Genomic DNA, 3,297 nt, shown 5'->3' on the forward strand with positions numbered 1-3,297 from the left:
TATCAACCAAAGTAAAAGGGATGCGCGCATCCACGAACTTTCCGCCAGCAGTACCACCGCCGCCATAGCCGCAAGGATGACAGGCAATAATGGCAGCACTTGAACCAGCCACCAGTTGAACTTGCCGTGCTGCATTTGGGCAGACTCTCCCGGAGGCGCAATTCCCACTTCGGTAACAATCGGCCAGATTTCATCGAGCCACGCGAACGGGGCAACCATATGATGGCTTTCCTGCTTGCTCTCCTGCGCCAGACTGACAAAGCGGAGCGCGTGCCAACCGCGCCGTTTGCGTACCGGCCCGGTTTCGACAATCGCCGCCTGAACGCGCGCAACCGGCATCACCACATCGGTCAACGTCAGCAGCCCGCGCCGCCGCCGGAACCCCTTGGAAGTGCGTTCCAGCCGGAAACCATAGTCGGTCAGGAAGGTGCGGACGATACCAGTGAAAATACCGATGGCAACCAGCCCAACAAGAGCGGCGATCGCTCCATAAATGCGCGTCGCCACATCGATGTCGTCAATTGAAACGCCGTTGACCTCTGCTGTATCAATCCAGCCGCTAAGATCCCAGAAATCAAATGGAAGCAGAAAATCGAACTGCTGTGCGATACCACCCAGCACCGCGAAAATCACGAGGCTGAACGAGTATAAGCCAAGTGTCAGTAATCTACCGGTGTCCATCGCGAAAACCGTCGCACCGCCTTCCTCTTCGACGGCTTCCGTCGCGCCTATGTTTGTTGCTTGGCCAGCCTTGCGTGCCTTGATCGTCTCACGCAGCCGCTCGGCGTCGCCCAGCGAGACATAGCTCAGCTTGGCATCCTCGCCATCACCGCCACCGGTTTCAAACTTGACCTCACCCAGGCCCAGTAGGCGAGCGAGGGGTTTTTGCTCGATACTGACGTCCTGGATACGATCATAAGGTATCGAGCGGGCGGAGCGGCTGATGATACCCTTTTCGATACGGATATCGTCCTCGCCAAGATGATATTGGAATCGCATCCATGCCAGCCAGCGGAAGAACAGGCTTATCAGCAGCATTGCTGCGATGATCAGCGGTATGAACGCCGGATTGTCAGACGCACGCACGCCAAAGGTAGCTGCAACAATGGGGAACAGGAGTTGAGGGATGCCCGTAACGAAATGGACGATCAGGCCAAGCGGATGCAGCCGCTGGCCGTCGGCGACATGATCTTCGGTCTCTTGAAGTGCGTCGGTCAACCCTGCGCCGCCTTGATGTATTCGCGTATCGTCTCGCGCATTGCGACAGCATCTTCATGACGCAGGCCGGGCAGGCTGACCGAAGCATTGTGGTTGCCAGCGGTATGGACCGTCAGAGTGGCCAGATCGTAGCGCCGCATAATGGGCCCCTGATGGACATCGATATGCTGGATGCGCCCAAGCGGTACGACAGTGTCGCTATAGAAGAGATAGCCGCGCACGATCCGCAACCGGTCGGCTCCCAGCGCATAATGCCAGCGGGCAAAACGCCGTCCCGGAACGAAAAAAACGAACCATGCGGCGAGTAGTGTAACCGGGATGATGAATATGCCGGTCGCTGTCAGTTGTGCCGTCTCGAGAATCAGTGCGCCGATCAACGGGATCGCCGCAAAAATTGCCGCGCTGAAGCGCATGACGGAAACATAAGCGGGATCGAGCGGCTTTAGCTCTGTCTGTTCTTCCATGCGCCGGATATGCGGCTACTGTGTTGCTTTGGCAAGACAGTTTGTCTTATCGCGCCAAAGCCTCCTCCGCCTCGCGCACTAGTTTGGCGATGATGTCGACTACCGGGCGTTCGACATGTACCATGCCGACCGATTGACCGGCCATCACCGATCCATATTCGACATCGCCATCGATCACAGCGCGGCGCAACGCACCTGCCCAATAGGTTTCGATCTCGAGCTGGGCGGCTTCCATGTCAATCTCCCCGCGGTCGAGTTTGCCGGCGACCTCGATCTGCTTCTTGGTGAATTCCTCGGTGCCCTTGTTCTTGAGGGCGCGGACTGGGATGACTGGAAGGCGCGGGTCGATCTGCACGCTGGCCACCGCGTCGCGGGCATTGGCGCGCAGGAAGGCCTGTTTGAAGTTCGGGTGCGCGATGCTCTCATGCGCACAGACGAAACGCGTGCCGAGCTGCACGCCCGCTGCACCCATTTCGAGGTAGCTGGCCACCAGCCCGCCTCGGCCTATCCCGCCCGCGACAAAAATCGGCAACTGCTCACCCAGTTCGGGCAGGATTTCCTGCGCCAATACGCTGGTTGAAACCGGGCCAATATGTCCGCCCGCTTCGCTGCCCTCGATAATCAGCGCATCGACACCCGAACGGGCGAATTTCTTTGCGAGCGTCAGCGCTGGGGCAAAACACAGCACTTTGGCACCCGCTTCCTTGATCGCCTCGATGCTGCCCTTGGGTGGCAACCCGCCCGCGAGCACGATGTGGCCGACCTGATGCTTCGCACAAACCGCGATCAGATCCATGATCTGCGGGTGCATGGTGATCAGGTTGACGCCAAAGGGCTTGGTTGTAAGCGCCTTGGTCGCGGAAATCTCAGCATCCAGCAATTCGGGCGTCATCGCGCCACACGCAATCACCCCGAACCCGCCTGCATTCGAGATGGCCGAAACCAGATTGCGTTCCGACACCCAAGACATAGCGCCGCACATAATGGCAACGTCGCAGCCTAGAAATTCGGTGCCGCGTTTCATGAGGTGGGCGAGTTTGGTCATACAGGCGGCAGTAGCGATGCTGCATCAAGGCTTCAACAATCTTTCCTCGTTTGGACATAACCTAGTTCTAAGATAGTATGTAACAAAATCGGGAGGCACAATGCGCTTCAAATGTTCTAGCTGCGACGAATGGCATGACGGCGTGCCAGGTTTTTCAATCAATGCGCCCTTATATTATTACTCGATCAACGAAGCAGAGCGACGGGAAAGATGCGAGCTGACAAGTGATACATGTATCGTTGATGATGAGTTTTTCTTTGTTCGTGGTTCGCTCGAGCTTCCTGTAATCGGCGAAGAAGATCCTTTCATTTGGGGCTTGTGGGTGTCGCTCAGCAGAGACAGCTATAAAGAGTATATGGAAAACTTTGACTCACCGAATAGAGTTAGTTTGGGGCCGTATTTTGGTTGGCTATCGGCGAGTTTGGACATCTATCCCGAAACTGAAAATTTGAGAACACATGTCCATCCACGTGCTCCGGGAACACGCCCATTTATTGAGCTGGAAGCGACCGATCATCCATTGGCAATGGAACAGCAGTACGGGATTACAATCGACCGAGTTGCAGAAAT

The 3,297-nt window shown here is 56.5% G+C and carries 4 protein-coding genes; 1 reads left to right on the plus strand and 3 read right to left on the minus strand.

Annotated elements, in window-relative coordinates:
• The 3 genes from Q0239_RS15600 to Q0239_RS15610 form a co-directional block, all read right to left on the minus strand.
• Positions 1 to 1,218, minus strand: a 1,218-nt coding sequence (locus tag Q0239_RS15600) for a PH domain-containing protein (RefSeq protein WP_298604588.1), incomplete at its 3' end; no start/stop codon positions are given.
• Complete coding sequence (locus Q0239_RS15605) at positions 1,215 to 1,682, minus strand: PH domain-containing protein (protein ID WP_298604590.1); 468 nt, start codon at positions 1,680 to 1,682, stop codon at positions 1,215 to 1,217. The genes Q0239_RS15605 and Q0239_RS15600, both read right to left, overlap by 4 nt.
• A 46-nt stretch (positions 1,683 to 1,728) precedes the next feature.
• Positions 1,729 to 2,727, minus strand: coding sequence for a nitronate monooxygenase (locus Q0239_RS15610; RefSeq protein ID WP_298604592.1), 999 nt, complete (start codon positions 2,725 to 2,727; stop codon positions 1,729 to 1,731).
• A gap of 100 nt (positions 2,728 to 2,827) precedes the next feature.
• On the opposite strand from Q0239_RS15610, the gene Q0239_RS15615 reads away from it, so the two are divergent.
• On the plus strand, positions 2,828 to 3,297 hold a 470-nt coding region (locus tag Q0239_RS15615; RefSeq protein WP_298604593.1), incomplete at its 3' end, for a DUF2199 domain-containing protein.

The sequence above is a fragment of the uncultured Sphingorhabdus sp. genome (assembly GCF_937872355.1).
Lineage (GTDB): Bacteria > Pseudomonadota > Alphaproteobacteria > Sphingomonadales > Sphingomonadaceae > Sphingorhabdus_B.

Coding starts and splice junctions, on each gene's coding strand:
- Q0239_RS15605 (WP_298604590.1), bottom strand. CDS start 1,682: ATGGAAGAACAGACAGAGCTAAAGCCGCTCGATCCCGCTTATGTTTCC.
- Q0239_RS15610 (WP_298604592.1), bottom strand. CDS start 2,727: ATGACCAAACTCGCCCACCTCATGAAACGCGGCACCGAATTTCTAGGC.